This is a genomic window from Cupriavidus sp. OV096, assembly GCF_900115455.1.
In the GTDB taxonomy this organism is placed as follows: Bacteria; Pseudomonadota; Gammaproteobacteria; order Burkholderiales; family Burkholderiaceae; genus Cupriavidus.
In genome coordinates, this window is sequence record NZ_FOWM01000004.1 from 613,840 (window position 1) to 630,282 (window position 16,443).

Here is a 16,443-nt window from a genome sequence, read left to right on the forward strand (position 1 = left end):
GCTCCGGGCGGAGCGGGGCGTCCGACATCAACACATCAGAACCGGTAACCCACGCCGGCGCTGAACAGCCACGGGTCGAGCTTGACCGTGGAAACCTTCACACCGCCCGCATACACGTTGCTGGAGATCCAGACCTTCTTGGCGTCCACGTTCAGGAACCAGTTCTTGGTGAGCTTGTAGTCCATGCCGATCTGCAGGGCAGGCCCCACGCTCCAGCGGTCCAGGTTCAGCGTGTTGCCCGCGATGTCCGCGCCGTAGACGCGCGTCGCGTTCACGCCCGCGCCGATGTACGGCCGGAACGTGCCGTTCGGGATGAAGTGGTACTGGAGCAGCAGGCTGGGCGGCAGGTGCTTGAACGTGCCGATCTTCTGGCCATCGAGCGAGACGTCCTGCTTCTGCGGAATCGTCAGCACCAGTTCGGCAGCGATGTGCGGCACGATGAAATACGTGATGTCGACTTCCGGAATCCACTTGTTGTTGACGTGGATGCGGTCCGACGCGCCCACGCCGCCCACCGGATCGGACTTGTTGGACATGTCGAGGAAGGTGCCGCGCATGCGCACCATCCAGTTGCCCTGGGCTTCCTCGGCAGCCATGGCCGGGGCCGCGAACGCGGCGGAGGCCGCCAGCGCGGCCAGGGTGGAGCAGAGTGTCTTGCGAGTGAGAGAGATGTTGGTCATGTTGGTATGCACAGGCGAGGAATAACTGTGCGACCAGTGTGGCCTTTGCCTCTCATCCCCACCTTGACCCAGCGCAAGCCGCGCGGCCTCGCGTGGCGGCCGCGCGACAGCCGATGATTCCGGGCGTGCGCCCGCTCCCTTCTATTTACATGCGGATTTATTCGTGGCGCCCGCGCGATGCGGCCCGTACGCTGTGCGCACGTGGTGAATGCATCGCGCATGTCGTGGGCGTCCGCAAGGACGTCTTTCCGGGTGTGCCCCGTGGGGGCGGGGCACACCGGTTTTCTCCACGGCGGCGGGACTCAATCCGCCGTAATCCGCCTCAGGCCGCCTGTGCTTCCTGGGTGGCGCGCCCGATGTGCCGGTTCACGCCGCACACCACCGCGCGCAGGGACGCCGTGACGATGTTCGCATCCACGCCCGCGCCGAAGCCCGTCGGCGAATCGCCGACGCGCACTTCCACATAGCAGGCCGCACGCGCATCGGCGCCGGCGGTCAGCGCATGTTCGTGATAGTCCATCACCCGCACCGGCAGGCCCAGGCCGCGCACGAAGGCGTCGACCACGGCGTCGATCGGGCCATTGCCCGCGCCGCGCGCCCGCACCGGCTGGCCATCGCGTACCAGTTCCACCTCGATCTCCACGCTGGCGTCGCTGGCCTCGCTCGTCGACACCATGCGATGCGAGACATAGCGCAGCGGCGCGTCCACGTCGAGGTACTCACGGCGGAACAGCGCGTAGAGGTCGTCGGCGCTCGCTTCCAGGCCCGTTTCGTCGGTCATCGCCTGCACCGCGCGGCTGAATTCGATCTGCAGGCGGCGCGGCATGAAGATGCCATGCGCCTGTTCGAGCAGGTAGGCCATGCCGCCCTTGCCGGACTGGCTGTTCACGCGGATCACGGCGTCGTAGCTGCGGCCGAGGTCGGCCGGGTCGATCGGCAGGTAGGGCACTTCCCAGATCGCGTCCGGCTTCTGCTGGGCGAAGCCCTTGCGGATGGCGTCCTGGTGCGAGCCGGAAAACGCCGTGAAGACGAGATCGCCGACGTATGGATGGCGCGGATGCACGGGCAGCTGGTTGCAGTGCTCCACGCACTGGCGTACCTCGTCGATATCCGAGAAATCGAGTTCCGGGGCCACGCCCTGGGTGTAGAGGTTCAGCGCCAGCGTGACGAGATCGACGTTGCCGGTACGCTCGCCGTTGCCGAACAGGCAGCCTTCCACGCGGTCCGCGCCGGCCATCACGGCCAGCTCGGCGGCGGCCACGGCGGTGCCGCGGTCATTGTGCGGATGGACGGACAGCGCGATATGCTCGCGCCGCGCCAGATGGCGATGCATCCATTCCACCTGGTCCGCGAACACGTTAGGCGTGCTGCATTCCACGGTGGTCGGCAGGTTCAGCACCATCGGGCGGGTGGCGGACGGCTCCCATACAGCCGATACCGCATCGGAAACCTCAAGCGAGAAATCGAGTTCGGCCAGGCTGAAGGTCTCGGGCGAATACTCGTAGGTCCAGGCCGTTTCCGGCATCGCATCGGTCAGTTCGCGGATCAGGCGCGTGCCACTCACGGCCACCTCGCGGATTTCCTCGCGCGAGGCATTGAAGACGATGCGGCGCCACGCCGGCGCGATCGGGTTGTACAGGTGGATGGTGGCCTGGCGCGCGCCACGTACCGACTCCACGGTGCGCCGGATCAGGTCCTCGCGCGACTGGGTCAGCACCACGATGTTCACGTCGGCGGGAATCCGGTCTTCTTCGATCAGCATGCGGACGAAGTCGAAATCGGTCTGCGAGGCCGACGGGAAGGCCACCTCGATCTCCTTCAGCCCCACCTTCACCAACTGCTCGAAGAAGCGCAGCTTGCGCGCGGGGTTCATCGGCTCGATCAGGGCCTGGTTGCCGTCGCGCAGGTCGGTGCTCATCCAGCGCGGGGCGCGCGTGATCTGGCGCGACGGCCAGGTGCGGTCAGGCAGGTTGACGGTGGTGGCGGGGCGGTACTTGGCGGCGGGATTGCGCAACATGGGTGTTCTCCTTCCTCGCGGGAAGATGCGACAGGCAAAAATCAAAAATTCGGGGAAAAAACGGGAAAACGGTGGCGATAGACGGCTGCCGAACTGCCACGGGGCGCTAGGCCCGGCAACCGGTCGTTAGGTCTAGTAGTAGCGAGGAGGGGGATGCGGCCAGGCCGCCGCGCGACAGCCGGCCAGCCCGCGCCACGCACGCGCGCACGGCGGCATCGATGCGCGGGGCATCAACGGCGTGGCGGAGGAGGAGGGCGGAGGCGTGCATCGTGCGCGAAAGGGTTAAGCCGCCAGCGTAGTCGAAATCCGCACTTGGCGTCAACCGCTTGCCGTAGACCGGGGATGACCTCATCCCGATATGTGGGGTGGCGCTCAGTCCTCTGGCCAGTACATCGCCTGGCGGATCGCGCCTAGTCTCGTAGCACGGGAACGGGACATTACAACAGAAGGGGACAAACCATGACGACACGTCGATGGATATCCTGGCTCGCCTGCGCGGCGACCGTGGCGCTGATGGCAGCCTGCGGCGGCGGCGGCGGGTCCAGCGGGGGAGGTACCTCGCCGACGGGCAGCGCCGGCAATGGCGGGAGCGGTGGCAACGGCGGCAACGGCGGCAACGGCGGCAATGGCGCGACGGCTGCCAAGTCGTACACCGTGGTGATGAGCCAGACCTCCGGCCAGGTCTCCGTCGGCAGCTCGATTTCGCTGACTGCGTCAGTGGTGGACAACAACGGCAACGACGTCACCGGCAACACCAGCTTCGTCTGGACCTCTTCGAACAGTTCCGTAGCGGCCGTGGGCAATGGCACGGTGCCGGGCAGCGGCGTGGTGACCGGCGTCGGTACCGGCACCGCCACGATCAGCCTGCTGGCCACCGTCACCGGCGCCAGCAACGCCACCACGGCGTTGCCGCAGGTCTCGGCCGTCATCACGGTGGTGGCGCCCGGCACGCGTACCTACAGCCTTGCGCTGCCTTATCCGGTGTTGTCGATGACTGACGGCCAGGTGCTGCCCGTCACGGCGTCCCTGATCGACAGTGATGGCGCGGACCGCTCCACGGCCGGCAGCGGCTGGAACTGGAGCAGCAGCACGGCGGCCGTGCAGGTCACCGGCGCGATCAACTTAGGCATGCTGCGCGGCGTGAATGCGTCCGACACGGTGGCCCAGTCGGTGGTCTCGGTCTCGGTCACGGCGCCAGACAACTCCGTGCTGACAGGCGCGTTCCTGGTGTCGGTGGTCAAGACGGGCGTGGCGAGCTTCCGGCTGGTGCTGTCGCAGAACGGCGCCCAGATCAATGCGCTGAACGTGCTGAACGGCTATCCGCAGGTCTATGCGTCGAAGGTGGTGCGTAATGACGAGAGCGATGTCACACCGGACTTCAACGGCCTTTGGACCTTCACCACGACCTCGCCGTCGCTAGCCGTGCTGCCGGATGGCGCCACGCGCCTGACCACGGTCAGTACAAGCCGGCCGAATGGCGCGTCACCGCTGCAAAGCGTGCTCGCCGAGTTCGCCAGCAGCCTGTCGCTAACCGCGACGCCGCGCGCCAACCTGCTCGTCACCGAGCAGCCGACCTGGGCGCTGGTCTACAACGGTCCGCAGCCGCTGGTGGTGCCGCCGGGTATCGGGGCGACGATCGCGGTGCATCTGCTCCATCGCGGCATCGACGAAGGCATCTCGCCGTGCTTTGGCAGCTGGGCGTGGTCTACTGCCAGCAGCAACATCATCCTGAACCAGGTGGTGATCGCGCCGAACTCGGCATCGATCACGCCGCTCGCCAACGGGCCGTTCACGGTGACCGCGCGCTGCACGGCCGGACCCGAGGCAATGCCTGTGTCGATCACGCTGGCCGGCGTGGTGCAGTAAATCGGCTGGACGATGGAACCCGCCGCGCTTCCCGCGCGGCGGGTTTTTTCTTTGCCCGTTGCGGATGCAGGACGGCGGCGGGCGTACCCGTTTCTGCGGGCGTCGGACGGGTCTGGCGGGACGAGCGTACCCGTTTCTGCGTGCAGCGATCCGGGGTCAGAATGCAAAAACGGCGGTCGCAAGGACCGCCGTTCTTTGTCGGGATGGGCTCTGCGCCGTCAGGATTTGCGCACGAACCGGATGATCTGCTCGTTCTCCGGCGGGGCCGAGGCCGAGGCCGCAGGGGACGTATTCGACCCGCACGTGCCGCAGCCGCTATTCGTCTCGCACCCGGAGGCGCAACCGGCGGCGGCCTGCGGCGCCAGACGCCGCGCCAGCCATGCGCGCCAGCCGGTGGCGCCGGCGCCACCCAGGCGCACGGCCAGGGACGCCTTCACGCGTTCCCGCGTGCGCGGCATGTAGCGGCCCGTCACGTGGACCGCGCAAGCCGCCACGATCAGCGCGACCACCAGGATTTCGAAGGCGTGATAGAGCGTCATGGCCGTTGGACCCAAGTCGGTGTCGCCAGTTTCAACCTCGTCTCAACCAAATGCCAGCGCCGCACGATACGTGATGAACGACGCGAGGTAGGCCAGCCCCGTCAGGTAGGCCGCCGAAGCCGCCATCACCGCCCAGGAGTTGGTCTCGCGCCGGATCACCGCCAGCGTGGAAATGCACTGCGGCGCAAACACGTACCACGCCAGCAGGGACAGCGCCGTGGCCAGCGACCACTGCGCGGCAATCATCGGCGCCAGTTGCACGGCCACCGCGTCGTCGCTGCCCGAGAGCGCATAGACCGTGGCGAGTGCGCCAACCGCCACTTCGCGTGCGGCCAGACCCGGCACCAGTGCGATACAGATCTGCCAGTTGAAGCCGATCGGCGCGAATACATGTTGCAGCGCCCGGCCGAGCATGCCGGCGAAGCTGTAGTCGATGGCCGGCAGCGTGGCGCCTTCCGGCGGCGACGGGAACGTGGCCAGGAACCACAGCAGCACGGTCAGCGTCAGGATCACCTTGCCCACGCGCGACAGGAAGATCCGGGCACGCTCCCACAGGCCGATGGCGATGTCGCGCGGATTCGGAATCCGGTACGACGGCAGTTCCATCAGCAGCGGATGGTCGGTACGGTCACGGCGGAAGAACTTGAGCACATAGGCCACCACCAGGGCGCTGACGATGCCGGCCACGTACAGCGCGAACAGCACCAGGCCCTGCAGGTTGAACAGGCCGGCCACGGTGCGTTCGGGGATGAACGCGCCGATCAGCAGCGCATACACCGGCAGCCGCGCCGAGCAGGTCATCAGCGGCGCCACCAGAATGGTGGTCAGCCGGTCGCGCGGGTCCTGGATGGTCCGCGTGGCCATGATCCCTGGAATCGCGCAGGCGAAGCTCGACAGCAGCGGGATGAACGAGCGCCCCGAGAGCCCCGCGCCCATCATCAGGCGGTCCAGCAGGAAGGCGGCGCGCGGCAGGTAGCCCGACTCCTCCAGCGTGAGAATGAAGAGGAACAGGATCAGGATCTGCGGCAGGAACACGATCACGCTGCCCAGGCCGGCGATCAGCCCATCGACGATCAGGCTGTGCAACAGGCCAGCGGGCAGCCAGCCGCCCACGACCTCGCCGGCCAGGTGCACGGCGCCTTCGATGCCGTCCATGAGCGGCTCGGCCCACGAGAACACGGCCTGGAACATGAAGAACAGCAGCACGGCCAGGATGACCAGGCCGAACACCGGGTGCAGGATCACGCGGTCGAGCGCGTCATCGAGCCTTGCGGTGCGCGTCGGCATGGTCACGGCGGTGTCCAGCAGGCGCTTGACCTCGGCGTGCGTGTCCAGCTCGGACATCGCCTCAACGGACTGCGGCGGCACCGGCGGGGCTGGCGGCAGCACGCCGTCGAGCAGGTCGATCAGCGCCGCGGCGCCATCGCGCTTGACCGCCACGGTCTGCACCACGGGTACGCCGAGCGCCTGCGACAGCGCGTCGCGGTCGATCAGGATGCCGCGTTTTGCCGCGGCATCGCTCATATTGAGCACCACCACCATCGGCACGCCCAGCCGGCGCAGTTCCAGCACGAAGCGCAGGTGCAGGCGCAGGTTGGTGGCATCGACCACCGAGACGATGAGGTCCGGACGCGGCTCGCCGGGGCGCTGGCCCATGCAGACCTCGCGCGTGATCGCCTCGTCCAGGCTGGCCGCGTGCAGGCTGTACGCGCCCGGCAGGTCCAGGATGCGCACGCTGCGGCCGGCTGGCGAGACGAACTGGCCTTCCTTGCGCTCGACGGTCACGCCGGCGTAGTTGGCCACCTTCTGGCGGCTGCCGGTCAGGCGGTTGAACAGTGCGGTCTTGCCGCAATTGGGATTGCCCACCAGCGCAATGCGCAGGGCGGATGGAGGTTGTGCGACGGACATGTTGGCAGGGGGTCCTGATCGGCCTGTGGCAACGCCCTCAGGCGATGCGCTGGGCGGCGGAGGCGTCGGGCTGGGTAGCCGGGGCGATGCTGGAAACGGTGGCGCTTACCACTTCCACGGTGATGCGGGCCGCTTCGGCGCGGCGCAGCGCAAAGCGCGTGAAGCCGACCTGCGCCACCAGCGGGTCTTTGCCGAAGGGGCCGAACGCGATGATCTGCACCGCTTCGCCCGGCACAAAACCGAGATCGCGCAGGCGGCGCGAGATGGGATCGTTCGCGGTGGCATCGTCCACCGATTTCACAACGGCGGCCGTGCGCCGGGGCAGTTCAGACAACCGCATAGGTTTCCAGTGCGCAGGCAGGATCGCCGCCCCGCGAAGGTAAATAAAAATCGTTCTCGATTGTATAGCATTCGTGCGGCTTCGGCGCCGAAGCCATACCGGATCGCGGCAGAAGCCGTCCGTTTTCGTACGCGGGGGCGTTTTCTCCACGTCCGCGCGCGGGCTAGGGATTACGCCAGTATCCGCACTAATCTGGGGCCCGGGCGCCGGCATTCCATCGAATACCGCATTTGTGGTATTGGTCCGCCGGGAGGGGGGCGCTATGCTCCAGACACGCTGAACACCCCGTTCCACGCGTACTTCAGAGCCACTGGTCCTTGGACCGGTGGCTTTTTCTTTGGCGCACATTGCGCACCGGATTCTAAACGCCGGCCTGCGCGGCGGCCAGCCGGATGGTGTCGACGAAGTGGTCGCGCGCCGGATGATCAGGCGCCCGCTTCCACACGCAATAGACCTCGGACGGCACCGTGGCATCGGCCAGCGGCCGGAAGGTCGCCCCCGCCATGCCCGAGCGTGCAAGTGCCGCCGGCACCACAGCCACGCCCATCCCCTGCGACACCAGCGACACCACGGACAGCCAGTGCCGCATCTCGTGCCGCACCTGCGGATAGAAGCCCTGCGCGGCGCACATCTCGAAGATCCGGTTGTAATAGTCGGGCGACGCCTTGCGCGAAAACAGCACGAAGGGCTCGCCGCGCAGGTCGGTCAGCGCCACCTCGGCCCGTGGGGCCAGCGGGTGGCCTGCCGGCATGCAGCAGACAAAGGGCTCGCGATGGGCCAGCTCGGTGGCCAGTTCATCGGGCACCCGGCTGGTGTGGATGAAGCCCGCGTCGAGTTCGCCGTGTAGCAGGGCGTCGATCTGCTCCTGCGAGTTGAGTTCCGTCAACGCCACCTGGATGCCGGGGTAGCGGTGCTGGAACTCGTGCAGGCGCTGGGGCAGGCCCCGGTACAGCATCGAGCCGACAAAGCCGACGCGCAGCCGGCCCACCGCGCCCGCCTCGATCTCCCGGGCCAGCTGGCGCGCCGACTCGGCCTGCGCCAGCAGCGCCGTGGCCGACTCCTTGAACGCGCGCCCCGCCGCCGTCAGCCGCACGCCGCGGCTGTCGCGCTCGAACAGCCGCGCCCCCACCGATGCCTCCAGTTGCTGGATGTTGAGCGAAAGCGGAGGCTGGGAGATCGACAGCCGCCGCGCGGCGCGGCCGAAGTGCAGTTCCTCGGCCAGCACGAGGAAATAGCGCAGATGACGGAATTCCATGGCGATATAAATTTTGTATGGATCAAGCCAATTTTAGAATTAGACACGAATCGTTGGCGTTCGAATAATGGATCCCAAACAAGGAGACAGCCATGCCGACCAGCGCCGCCCGGATTCCGTCCGCTTCTTTGACCGATTCGCGAGATTCGTCTCAAGATATCGCCCATCCGGTACCGGACCGGCACGGCACGAGCCTGTTCACGGCCGACCCGGACCTGCGCGCGCTGCTGCCGCTCTACCTGCCGGCCGACCTGTTCAATCACCTGCTGCCGCATCTTGAGCGCATGGGCGCGCTGGCGGGTGGCGTGCTCGATACCCTCGCCAATGTGGCGGATCATGCACCACCCACGCTCTCCCATCGCACTCGCACCGGCCTCGACGCGCAGGCCATCCACAAGGATCCTGCCTATATAGAACTGGAGAAAGTGGCGTTCGCCGAATTCGGCCTCGCCGCGGCCTCCCATCGCGGCGGCGTGCTCGGCTGGGACAAGCCCATGCCGCCTGCGGCGAAGTACGCACTGACTTATCTGTTCGTCCAGGCCGAGTTCGGGCTGTGCTGCCCGCTGTCGATGACGGACTCGCTGACCCGCACGCTGCGCAAGTTCGGCGACCCGGCGCTGGTGGAACGCTATCTGCCCAACCTGACCACGCAGGTCTTCGACGACCTGTACCAGGGCGCGATGTTCATGACCGAGCAGGGCGCCGGCTCCGACGTGGCGGCCACCGCCACGCGCGCGATTCGGGACGACAGCGTGGAAGGCGGCTGGCGGCTGGTAGGCGACAAGTGGTTCTGCTCCAACCCGGACGCCGCCCTGGCCATGGTGCTGGCCCGCATGGAGGAGCCGGACGGCACGGCCACGCCGGGCATCAAGGGTGTCTCGCTGTTCCTGCTGCCGCGCACGCTGGCCGATGGCAGCGCCAACCACTATCGGATCATCCGTCTCAAGGACAAGCTCGGCACGCGCTCGATGGCCAGCGGCGAGATCCGGCTCGAAGGCGCGCACGCGTGGCTGGTGGGCGAGCCGGGCCGGGGCTTCGTGCAGATGGCGGACATGATCAACAACTCGCGGCTCTCCAACGGCGTGCGGGCGGCCGGGCTGATGCGCCGCGCGCTGACCGAGGGGCAGTTCATCGCCCGGGAACGGCGCGCGTTCGGCAAGCGGCTGGTGGACATGCCGCTGATGCGTCGGCAGCTGCTCAAGCTCACGCTGCCCACCGAGCAGGCCCGCACGATGGTGTTCCAGACCGCCGAGGCGCTGCGCCGCGCCGACGCGGGCGAGGCCGATGCCTACCCGCTGATGCGCGTGCTGACGCCGCTGATCAAGTTCCGCGCCTGCCGTGACGCACGCAAGGTCACCGGCGACGCCATGGAGATCCGCGGCGGCTGCGGCTATATCGAGGAATGGAGCGACCCGCGCCTCGTGCGCGATGCGCACCTGGGGTCGATCTGGGAGGGTACGAGCAATATCGTCGCGCTGGATGTGCTGCGCGCCATCCGCCGCGAGGGCTCGCTGCCCGTGCTCCAGACGTATCTGGCTGGCCTGCTGGCCGATACGCCGATGCATGCCACGGCTCGGGCCACCTTCGCGCAGGCCATCGCCAACGCCGCCGCGCTGGCTGCACGCGCCGCCGAGGCCGGTGCCGAAGGCGATGAGCTGGCCCGCCAGGCCGCCTCCGCGCTGTACCACGTGACCAGCGCCGTGGCGATGGCGTGGGAAGCGGGCCGCATCGGCTCGGTCCGTCGCATGCGGCTGGCGCAACTGGTGCTGGTGTACCGCGTGCTGCCGCAGGACCCGCTGGCCGGCGGCGCCGAGCCGGCATGGCTGGCCGAGACTGTCGCGCCGCCCGAGGACGGCGCGCTGCGCCCCGCCGGCCAACTCGACGAGATCAACGTGTTTTGACCTGTTTTGACGTGTTCCTGCGTTCCAAATAGACAAAAAAGCCTCACCCGGAGACAAACCATGCCCCCCAAGCTTCATTGGCACCGCCGCGCGGCCCTGGCGGCCTTCACCGCGCTCGCCGCCGCCACGCTCGGCCTTGCCGCCGCGCCCGCCTTCGCCCAGAAGGACTTTCCGACCAAGCCGATCATGATGGTGGTGACCTACCCGCCGGGCGGCCCCACCGATGCGATGGCCCGCACACTGGCCGCCGCGCTCAAGAGCAGCCTGGGCCAGCCCGTGGTGGTGGAGAACCGCGCCGGCGCCGGCGGCAATATCGGCGCGGAGGCGGTGGCGCGCGCCGAGCCGGACGGCTACACGCTGATGTTCGGCACCTCGGCGCCGCTGGCCATCAACGTGAGCCTGTATCGGAAGATCAACTACGACCCGGTGAAGAGCTTCGCGCCGGTGATCCAGATCGGCCATCTGCCGAACGTGCTGGTGGTGAACGCCAACGTGCCGGCGAAGAACGTACAGGAGCTGATTGCCTACGGCAAGGCGCATCCGGGCAAGCTGACCTATGCGTCGTCGGGCAACGGCGCGTCGTCGCATCTGGCCGGCGTGCTGTTCAACAACCTCGCCGGCACCGACTTCCAGCACATTCCGTACAAGGGCACCGGCCCGGCGCTCAATGACCTGCTCGGCGGGCAGGTCAGCATGACGTTCACCGACGTGCTGACCGCGCTGCCATTCATCAAGAGCGGCAAGGTGCGCGCGCTGGGCGTGACCACGCGCGGCCGCTCGCAAGCGCTGCCTGACGTGCCGACCGTGGCCGAGCAGGGCGTGCCCGGCTTCGACGTGTCCGTGTTCTTCGGCGTGGTGGCGCCCGCCGGCACGCCGCCGGAGGTGATCCGCAAGCTCAACGGCGCCTTCGCCGAGGCGCTCAAGCAGCCCGAAGTCCGTCAGACGCTGGTGGCGCAGGGGCTGGAGTTCGCGCCGTCCACCTCGCCCGAGCAGCTCGGCGGCTTTGTGAAGTCGGAAGTCACCAAGTGGCGCGCCGTGGTACAAAAGTCGGGTGCGCAGCTCGACTGACGCGCGCAAGCCATCCAAAAAAACGATAGCGAGGTAGACACCATCATGACGACGCCCCCCACTCCCGGCGCGCTGGCCGGCATCCGCGTGGTTGATTTGTCGCGCATCCTGGGCGGGCCGTTCTGCGGCCAGATCCTGGGCGACCACGGCGCCGACGTGCTCAAGATCGAGCCACCGCAGGGCGACGACACGCGCACCTGGGGCCCGCCGTTCCGCGACGGCGTGGCGTCGTACTACTTCGGCCTGAACCGCAACAAGCGGGTGATGCGGCTGGACCTCACCGCCGATGCGGACCGCGAGGTGCTGCTGTCGCTGCTGGCCGAGGCCGATGTGATGGTCGAGAACTTCAAGACCGGCACGCTCGAGAAATGGGGGCTGGGCTACGACGTGCTGTCGCAGCGCTTTCCGCGCCTGGTGCACTGCCGGGTGTCCGGGTTTGGCGCCGATGGCCCGCTGGGCGGCCTGCCCGGCTACGACGCGGCGATCCAGGCCATGGCCGGCATCATGAGCATCAATGGCGAGGCCGATGGTGACCCGCTGCGCGCCGGCCTGCCCGTGGTGGACATGGTCACCGGCCTGAACGCGGCGCTGGGCGTGCTGCTGGCGCTGCAGGAGCGCGCGCGCAGCGGGCGCGGCCAGTTCGTCGAGGCGGCGCTGTACGACTCGGGGCTCTCGCTGCTGCATCCGCACGCGGCCAACTGGTTCATGAGTGGCAAGACACCGACACGCACCGGTAACGCCCATCCCAATATCTATCCGTACGACACGGTGGCCACGGCCACGGACCCGATCTTCCTGGCCGTGGGCAACGATCGCCAGTTCCGTATCCTGTGCGAGCACCTCGGCGTGCCCGCGCTGGCCGATGACGAACGCTACGCCACCGCCGGCGCGCGCTCGGTCAATCGCGATTCGCTGAAAGTGGAACTCGAAGCGCGCATGGGCACGCATGATGGCAAGGCGCTGGCCGATGCCCTGGCGGCGGCCGGGGTGCCGTGCGCGCCGGTGCTGTCGGTGCCGGACGCCCTCCAGCATCCGCACACCGCGCACCGCGAGATGGTGGTGGAGATGCCCGGCGGCTACAAGGGCCTCGGCGCGCCGGTCAAGCTGAGCCGCACGCCGGCCACGTACCGCTACGCGCCCTTGGCGGAGGGCAACCAGTTCCTGCCGCGCGAGGCCGCGAACGAGGGCTGATCCGTCGCAATCTCATCGCGCGGCAACGGGAGCGTACCCGTTGCTGCGCATTGAATGCCAATGCATTCAACGAGTTAACAATCGCCTACACCAGCGCCGCCGTGGACAGCTCGCGCTTCACGTAGGCATAGAAGATCGGTCCCGCAATCACGCCGGGTATACCGTAGAGCGTCTCCATCACCAGCATCACCGTCAGCAGCTCCCACGCGGCCGCCTGTATACGCGCGCCGATGATGCGCGCGTTCAGGAAGTACTCGAGCTTGTGGATCACCACGAGGTATACCAGCGACACCACGGCAATCGGCAGGGACACCGACAGCGACGCCACGAAGATCGCCGTGTTCGAGATCAGGTTGCCGAGCACCGGCAGCAGCCCCGCGATGAACGTGATGGCCACCAGCGTCTTCGAGAGCGGCAGGTGCTGGCCGAACAACGGCATCACCACCAGCAGGTAGATCGCCGTCAGGATGGTGTTGATCAGCGAGATCTGCACCTGCGCGAAGATGAACTGCGAGAAGGCCACTTGCAGCGTGCTCGCACGGGCGATCAGTGCGCTGGCCAACGGACGGCGATTGGGGCGCGAGATGGCGCGGTACAGCGCTACCATCGCCCCGATCACGAAGCCGATCAGGATATGCAGCAGCGTGCGCAGGATGTCCGCGCCGAGCCGCTGCGCCATCTGGGCGTGCTCGCGCAGGGTGGTGATCAGCGTGGTGGCGAGTTCTTCCACGCCGCGCGGCAGGGAGTCGCTCACCCAGGGCGGCATCTGGTTGCGGGAGCGGTCGATGATGTCGGCGGCGTGGTCCATCAGCCGTTCGAGCGTGTTGCCGTCGCCGCTGATAAAGCGCACGAGCGCCCAGATGCCGCCGCTCAGGGCGAAGAGGATGATCGCGGACAGGATCAGCACGGCCAGCGCGTCCCGCCGGGAATGCCGTGTGAGGCGCGGGGCCAGCACTTCGACCAGCGAATACAGCAGCAGCCCGGACAGCAGGGCCGCCACGAGGTTGGCCTGCATCACCAGCAGGAGCGCGCCGGCGGTCAGCGCATATGACGCCGCCGTGACACTGAACCAGCTGCCCGGCGTCAGGCGCCGGACGGGGTGGAGCGGATCGGGGTTGGGCGTGCCGTCTCCGGTCTGGGGGCGGCCTGGCGTGCGGTCTTGTTCCACCTGCGGCATGTCTCGGCTGTCGCGTTCGCGTTGGGTTGAAGGGTTGGGCGCATCGATTGTCGGCGCGCGGCGCGCCAATAGCAAGTCACATCGGGCGTGAAACTTGCGTGCCAGCTCGCGTATATTGAAGTCACGCAGCGCACGCTTTCCTCCCGGAGATCTGACGCCATGCCCTTCACCCATACCGTCGGCACGCGCCGGCATGTCTTTGCCGACTTGCGCACGCTGCTGGCCCGGGCCAGCCCGGCGCGCTCGGGCGACGCGCTGGCCGGCATCGCCGCCGGGGACGAGGAGGAGCGCATGGCCGCGCGCATGGCGCTGGCGGATGTGCCGCTCGGACACTTCCTCTCCGAAGCGCTGATTCCCTATGAGGACGACGAGGTCACGCGGTTGATCGTCGATCGCCACGATGCCGCCGCCTTCGCCGAGATCGGCGCGCTGACCGTGGGCGGTTTCCGGGACTGGCTGCTGCGCCACGAGACCGGCGAGGCCACGCTGCGCCGCGTGGCGCCCGGCATCACGCCCGAGATGGCGGCGGCGGTCAGCAAGCTCATGCGCAATCAGGATTTGATCGCCGTGGCGCGCAAGTGCCGCGTGGTCACGCGGCTGCGCAGCACCATCGGCCTGCCAGGCAGGCTGGCCGTGCGCCTGCAGCCCAATCATCCCACCGACGACCCGCGCGGCATCGCCGCGTCCATCATCGACGGCCTGCTCTACGGCTGCGGGGACGCCACCATCGGCGTGAACCCGGCTGGCGATAACCTCGCCGCCATCGTCAAGCTGCTACGGCTGATCGACGATGCGCGCACGCGCTACGACGTGCCGACTCAGTCCTGCGTGCTGACCCACGTCACCAACACACTGCGGGCGATGGAACTGGGCGCGCCGGTGGACCTCGTGTTCCAGTCCGTGGCCGGCAGCCAGCGCGCCAACGAGGCGTTCGGCATCTCGCTGGCCCTGCTCGACGAAGCCCGGCAGGCGGCGCTGGCGCTGCAGCGCGGCACGGTGGGGGACAACGTCATGTACTTCGAGACCGGCCAGGGCAGCGCGCTGTCCGCCAACGCGCACCATGGCGTGGACCAGCAGACCATGGAGGCGCGCGCCTACGCCGTGGCGCGTGCGTTCGAGCCGCTGCTGGTGAATACCGTGGTCGGCTTCATCGGCCCCGAGTACCTGTACGACGGGAAGCAGATCATCCGCGCCGGGCTCGAAGACCATTTTTGCGGGAAGCTGCTGGGCGTGCCGATGGGCTGCGACGTCTGCTACACCAACCACGCCGAGGCCGACCAGGACGACATGGACACGCTGCTGACGCTGTTCGGCGTGGCCGGCATCAACTTCATCATGGGCGTGCCGGGCGCGGACGACATCATGCTCAACTACCAGAGCACGTCGTTCCACGATGCGCTGTACCTGCGCGAGGTGCTCGGCCTGCGCCCCGCGCCCGAGTTCGAAGCGTGGCTGCAACGGATGGGCATCCTCGACGATGCCGGCCGGGTGCTGGAGCCGGCCGCGCGCGCGCCCCTGCTGGACCTGGCGCGCACGCTGTAACGCACGATGGAGCCGATCATGCCCAAGCCGCCCGCCGACATCGATCCCTGGACCCAGTTGCGCCAGTACACCCGGGCGCGCGTGGCGCTGGGCCGCACCGGCCACGCGCAGAAGACCGGGGATGTGCTCGCCTTCGGCCTCGCCCACGCGCAGGCGCGTGACGCGGTGCACCTGCCGCTCGACGTCACGGCCATCGACATGGCCTTGCAGGAGGCGGGACTTGCCCCGCAGCACGTCCACAGCGCGGCACCGGACCGCGACCAATACCTGCGCCGCCCCGACCTCGGCCGCCGGCTGGACGCCGAAAGCCACGATGCGCTGGCCAACGAGCGGCCCGCCCAGACCCCCGACGCCGTGTTCGTGATCGCCGACGGCCTCTCCGCGCTGGCCGCCCAACGCCACGCCGTGCCACTGCTGCGCGCCGTGCTGGCGCGGCTGGCCGACTGGCACATCGGCCCGGTCGTGGTAGCCCGCCAGTCCCGCGTGGCCCTCGGCGACGAAATCGGCGATCTCCTAGGCGCCCGCCAGATCGTGATGCTGATCGGCGAACGGCCCGGCCTCAGTTCGCCGGATAGTCTTGGGATTTATCTGACCTACGATCCGAAGCCCGGACGGACCGACGCGCAGCGGAACTGCATCTCGAATGTCAGGCCGGAGGGATTGCCATACGCGACAGCGGCGGACAGGCTGGTGTTTTTGATGCGCGGCGCGGTGGCGCTGGGAAGGTCGGGGGTGGAGTTGAAGGACGATAGTGAGGGGGGCGACCCCGTCGGGCTGCCGGGCTAGCGGGAAAACGCCCTGCCGGCGTATTTCAGGGTTTTACGATTGTAGTGGTTCGCTCGTCGCTTTTAGTATGCCGCATGTGCAGTGCCAGACACTGCGGCGGCTACGGAGCGATGACTGATGGCAGAGGGTTTCGACGCGCTCGGCGCAACGTTGAGCGGGCAGCAGCAGTACTT

At 68.0% G+C, this 16,443-nt stretch carries 13 protein-coding genes; 6 read left to right on the forward strand and 7 right to left on the reverse strand.

Translation table 11 applies throughout. The annotated features are described in order from the left end of the window. Positions 1 to 35: 35 nt before the first annotated feature. Both BM115_RS12925 and leuA read right to left on the reverse strand, forming a co-directional pair. The gene (locus BM115_RS12925) at positions 36 to 680 is read right to left on the reverse strand and encodes an OmpW/AlkL family protein (protein ID WP_092294399.1); all 645 of its coding nucleotides are present in this window, start codon (positions 678 to 680) and stop codon (positions 36 to 38) included. A gap of 322 nt (positions 681 to 1,002) precedes the next feature. Next, entirely contained in the window at positions 1,003 to 2,697 is a 1,695-nt protein-coding gene (gene leuA, locus BM115_RS12930; protein ID WP_092294297.1) for a 2-isopropylmalate synthase, read from the reverse strand. Positions 2,698 to 3,156: 459 nt separating this feature from the next. Between leuA and BM115_RS12940 the strand changes: the two genes are divergently transcribed. Next, on the forward strand, positions 3,157 to 4,563 hold the full coding sequence (locus BM115_RS12940; RefSeq protein ID WP_092294301.1) for a hypothetical protein: 1,407 nt from the start codon (positions 3,157 to 3,159) through the stop codon (positions 4,561 to 4,563). Positions 4,564 to 4,781: 218 nt separating this feature from the next. Here BM115_RS12940 and BM115_RS12945 read toward each other — a convergent pair whose 3' ends face one another. The 4 genes from BM115_RS12945 to BM115_RS12960 form a co-directional block, all read right to left on the reverse strand. Beyond that, positions 4,782 to 5,102: a DUF6587 family protein gene (locus tag BM115_RS12945; RefSeq protein WP_092294303.1), complete on the reverse strand. Its 321-nt coding sequence runs from the start codon at positions 5,100 to 5,102 to the stop codon at positions 4,782 to 4,784. Between the two features lie 42 nt (positions 5,103 to 5,144). Further along, positions 5,145 to 7,010: a ferrous iron transport protein B gene (gene feoB / locus BM115_RS12950; RefSeq protein ID WP_092294305.1), complete on the reverse strand. Its 1,866-nt coding sequence runs from the start codon at positions 7,008 to 7,010 to the stop codon at positions 5,145 to 5,147. 37 nt (positions 7,011 to 7,047) lie between these two features. Further along, positions 7,048 to 7,350 (reverse strand): FeoA family protein, encoded by a 303-nt coding sequence (locus tag BM115_RS12955; protein ID WP_092294307.1) that lies wholly within the window; start codon positions 7,348 to 7,350, stop codon positions 7,048 to 7,050. A gap of 361 nt (positions 7,351 to 7,711) precedes the next feature. Then, positions 7,712 to 8,605, reverse strand: a complete 894-nt coding sequence (locus tag BM115_RS12960) for a LysR family transcriptional regulator (protein ID WP_092294309.1) — start codon at positions 8,603 to 8,605, stop codon at positions 7,712 to 7,714. Between the two features lie 92 nt (positions 8,606 to 8,697). Between BM115_RS12960 and BM115_RS12965 the strand changes: the two genes are divergently transcribed. From BM115_RS12965 to BM115_RS12975, 3 genes are read left to right on the forward strand one after another with little or no spacing between them, the layout of a single operon-like run. Beyond that, positions 8,698 to 10,506 carry an acyl-CoA dehydrogenase family protein gene (locus tag BM115_RS12965; protein ID WP_092294311.1) on the forward strand — a complete coding sequence of 603 codons (1,809 nt, stop codon included), beginning with the start codon at positions 8,698 to 8,700 and terminating at the stop codon, positions 10,504 to 10,506. A gap of 60 nt (positions 10,507 to 10,566) precedes the next feature. Further along, positions 10,567 to 11,574, forward strand: coding sequence for a Bug family tripartite tricarboxylate transporter substrate binding protein (locus BM115_RS12970; protein WP_092294313.1), 1,008 nt, complete (start codon positions 10,567 to 10,569; stop codon positions 11,572 to 11,574). A gap of 45 nt (positions 11,575 to 11,619) precedes the next feature. Then, positions 11,620 to 12,765, forward strand: coding sequence for a CaiB/BaiF CoA transferase family protein (locus tag BM115_RS12975; RefSeq protein ID WP_092294315.1), 1,146 nt, complete (start codon positions 11,620 to 11,622; stop codon positions 12,763 to 12,765). A gap of 85 nt (positions 12,766 to 12,850) precedes the next feature. Here the strand turns inward: BM115_RS12975 and BM115_RS12980 are convergent, their stop codons facing one another. Continuing rightward, on the reverse strand, positions 12,851 to 13,942 hold the full coding sequence (locus BM115_RS12980) for an AI-2E family transporter (protein ID WP_092294317.1): 1,092 nt from the start codon (positions 13,940 to 13,942) through the stop codon (positions 12,851 to 12,853). A gap of 159 nt (positions 13,943 to 14,101) precedes the next feature. Here BM115_RS12980 and BM115_RS12985 point away from each other — a divergent pair, with 159 nt between their 5' ends. Both BM115_RS12985 and eutC read left to right on the forward strand, forming a co-directional pair. Beyond that, complete coding sequence (locus tag BM115_RS12985) at positions 14,102 to 15,484, forward strand: ethanolamine ammonia-lyase subunit EutB (RefSeq protein WP_092294319.1); 1,383 nt, start codon at positions 14,102 to 14,104, stop codon at positions 15,482 to 15,484. Between the two features lie 18 nt (positions 15,485 to 15,502). Beyond that, positions 15,503 to 16,270, forward strand: a complete 768-nt coding sequence (eutC, locus tag BM115_RS12990) for an ethanolamine ammonia-lyase subunit EutC (protein ID WP_092294401.1) — start codon at positions 15,503 to 15,505, stop codon at positions 16,268 to 16,270. Positions 16,271 to 16,443 lie beyond the last annotated feature (173 nt).

Bases quoted from the DNA above. Each gene is read 5' to 3' on its own strand.
- BM115_RS12945 (WP_092294303.1), bottom strand. From the start codon at position 5,102: ATGACGCTCTATCACGCCTTCGAAATCCTGGTGGTCGCGCTGATCGTG.
- eutC (WP_092294401.1), top strand. From the start codon at position 15,503: ATGCCCAAGCCGCCCGCCGACATCGATCCCTGGACCCAGTTGCGCCAG.
- leuA (WP_092294297.1), bottom strand. From the start codon at position 2,697: ATGTTGCGCAATCCCGCCGCCAAGTACCGCCCCGCCACCACCGTCAAC.
- BM115_RS12960 (WP_092294309.1), bottom strand. From the start codon at position 8,605: ATGGAATTCCGTCATCTGCGCTATTTCCTCGTGCTGGCCGAGGAACTG.
- feoB (WP_092294305.1), bottom strand. From the start codon at position 7,010: ATGTCCGTCGCACAACCTCCATCCGCCCTGCGCATTGCGCTGGTGGGC.
- BM115_RS12980 (WP_092294317.1), bottom strand. From the start codon at position 13,942: ATGCCGCAGGTGGAACAAGACCGCACGCCAGGCCGCCCCCAGACCGGA.
- BM115_RS12940 (WP_092294301.1), top strand. From the start codon at position 3,157: ATGACGACACGTCGATGGATATCCTGGCTCGCCTGCGCGGCGACCGTG.
- BM115_RS12925 (WP_092294399.1), bottom strand. From the start codon at position 680: ATGACCAACATCTCTCTCACTCGCAAGACACTCTGCTCCACCCTGGCC.
- BM115_RS12985 (WP_092294319.1), top strand. From the start codon at position 14,102: ATGCCCTTCACCCATACCGTCGGCACGCGCCGGCATGTCTTTGCCGAC.
- BM115_RS12965 (WP_092294311.1), top strand. From the start codon at position 8,698: ATGCCGACCAGCGCCGCCCGGATTCCGTCCGCTTCTTTGACCGATTCG.
- BM115_RS12975 (WP_092294315.1), top strand. From the start codon at position 11,620: ATGACGACGCCCCCCACTCCCGGCGCGCTGGCCGGCATCCGCGTGGTT.
- BM115_RS12955 (WP_092294307.1), bottom strand. From the start codon at position 7,350: ATGCGGTTGTCTGAACTGCCCCGGCGCACGGCCGCCGTTGTGAAATCG.
- BM115_RS12970 (WP_092294313.1), top strand. From the start codon at position 10,567: ATGCCCCCCAAGCTTCATTGGCACCGCCGCGCGGCCCTGGCGGCCTTC.